The organism is Hydrocoleum sp. CS-953 (assembly GCF_002260545.1).
Lineage (GTDB): Bacteria > Cyanobacteriota > Cyanobacteriia > Cyanobacteriales > Microcoleaceae > Trichodesmium.
Genome location: NZ_LGSU01000161.1, coordinates 1 through 2,310 on the forward strand (window position 1 = coordinate 1; position 2,310 = coordinate 2,310).

Sequence of the window (2,310 nt, forward strand, 5' to 3'; positions counted from 1 at the left end):
ATCCAAGGGGAGGCTTTAGACCTCCTGGTTTTGGTAAGGAAGAAGGAAGAAGGCTTTCATTACCTAGAATAGAAGGCTTAAAAGCCTGAAAAAAATTAAATTTCCTGTAGATATTCACCCTTGGGTTTACACAAACAATACCAACGGACATGATATAACCTCCCTGAAAAAGTAGGATATATCTAGGAAAAATTCTAGTATTTCTATTTTATATCTCCTATTTTCTGGAGATATAAAATAGAGAAAAAAAGAATTAATTGATAATTTATGGATAATAATTTATTTGCTTTTTTATTTCTGGATAAGTCTATTAGTTATAAATAAAATATCAAGTCTTTCTCACCGAGGAAAAAGAAACCGGAGCTATTTCAGTTTCCCCTCTACCCTCTACTCCGTACTTAATGATAAGTGATTAGCAAGATTTGATATAATATCAATTAACCAATCGCCATTCAAGCAGGTGGAATAAATTATGTGGATTTTCTTAGATATTGATGGAGTATTAGTACCAGAGAAAAAATTCGAGCAACCAGTCTTGCACAAAGACATGATCAAATTCGATCCAGTTTGTCTGAATGAATTTGAAAATGTTCTGCGTCGTTATCCGACTGCCAAAATAGTTATTTCTTCATCCTGGCGCGAAATGTATTCTCTAGAGAAAATTTCTAGTTTATTTTCACCAGATATTGCTGTGCGTGTTATTGGAGTAACTCCATGTTTACACCCAATAGTTATTGAAAAAAATCGGCATATTCGGCATCAAGGAGTGTTGGAATATCTCAGACAAAACAATGAGGAAAATCCACTGTGGGTAGCTATTGATGACATTGCTGACTTCTATGAACCAGGTAGTCCGGTTGTTGTTACTGATGCCTATCATGGTTTTAATCACAACTCTGCTAAAATACTCGATCGCTATCTTGCCTCATTTAGTGAGAAAATAATAGATGAAAATACTAAAACAGGGAGTAGGAAGTAGGGAGTAGGGAGTAGGGGAAAATAATTGATGATTTTTGTGGGATAATTGATTTAATTTTTTATTTGGAGATGTCTAATAGTTAAGGATGCAAACTAATCAAAAACTTACCTTTCCCAAAATGGGTTGTGGGACATGGGCATGGGGCAACCGTCTCCTCTGGGGATATGACCAAAGTATGGATAACGAGCTGCAAAATGTATTTAACCTCTGTGTTGCTAATGGCGTAACTTTATTTGATACGGGTGACTCCTACGGGACTGGCAAATTAAACGGACGTAGTGAAATGTTGTTGGGGCAATTTTCTCAAGGATATAGGGGGGCAAACCAAGATAATATTTGCATTGCCACAAAACTTGCTGCTTATCCCTGGAGGTGGAGTCGCCAAGCAATGATTACAGCTTGTGGAGCATCTGCTCAACGTCTCGGTAAAAATGTTGATTTGGTACAGATGCACTGGTCTACTGCCAACTATCTTCCTTGGCAAGAATGGGGACTGTTAGATGGTTTAGCTGATTTGTATGAACAAGGAAAAGTGAAGGGAGTGGGGTTATCGAACTACGGACCGAAACGACTGAAGCAAGTGCATAAAAGATTTAGCGATCGCGGCGTTCCTATTACTACTTTACAGGTTCAATATTCTCTATTATCAACCTACCCAGTTACAGAATTAGGATTAAAAGAAGTTTGTGATGAATTGGGAATTAAATTAATTGCATATAGTCCTTTAGCATTAGGAATATTAACAGGAAAGTATTCTGAAAAAGGTTCTTTTCCTCAAGGTATTCGAGGTATTTTATTTAAACAGATATTACCAGGAGTTCGCCCATTATTATCATGTTTAGAAGCTGTGGCAAAATCAAGAAATAAAACTATGTCGCAAGTAGCAATTAATTGGTGTATTTGTCAAGGTACAATTCCAATTCCGGGAGCAAAAAATAAGGCACAGGCAGAACAAAATATTGGTGCATTGGGTTGGGAATTAGACTCTGGTGAAGTTGCGGAATTAGATAAAGCTGCTGCTAGTACAGACAAGAAGATGGTGCAAAATATTTTTCAGACTAAATAGTTTTTTTCAACAAAAAAATGAATCAAGATCGATTTATTTGCGAGTCGTTATATTCTTTTGCATTAATGATAATGCAATATTTCTATAATTTACAGAGTTATAAATAAGTTCTATAAATAGCTATTGACATTATCTAAATTCAAAGGTATGTTCAATTTAGTCTAGCTTTACTAGGCTAAATTTTTGGCATCATTGTAATCACGAATACTATTCAAGAAAATGAATCCACCAATCGAACTTTTTACCTTTCAAGGCAGTCTTTTTG

2 protein-coding genes are annotated in these 2,310 nt (G+C 35.6%); both read left to right on the forward strand.

The genetic code is table 11. The annotated features are described in order from the left end of the window. The first annotated feature begins 472 nt into the window (after positions 1 to 472). Entirely contained in the window at positions 473 to 979 is a 507-nt protein-coding gene (locus tag AFK68_RS01250; RefSeq protein ID WP_094671000.1) for an HAD domain-containing protein, read from the forward strand. A gap of 85 nt (positions 980 to 1,064) precedes the next feature. Continuing rightward, complete coding sequence (locus AFK68_RS01255; RefSeq protein ID WP_094671002.1) at positions 1,065 to 2,045, forward strand: aldo/keto reductase; 981 nt, start codon at positions 1,065 to 1,067, stop codon at positions 2,043 to 2,045. Positions 2,046 to 2,310: the final 265 nt, after the last annotated feature.

What these genes read in the sequence shown, in the direction of transcription:
- AFK68_RS01255 (WP_094671002.1), top strand. Translation starts at nt 1,065, where the DNA reads ATGCAAACTAATCAAAAACTTACCTTTCCCAAAATGGGTTGTGGGACA.
- AFK68_RS01250 (WP_094671000.1), top strand. Translation starts at nt 473, where the DNA reads ATGTGGATTTTCTTAGATATTGATGGAGTATTAGTACCAGAGAAAAAA.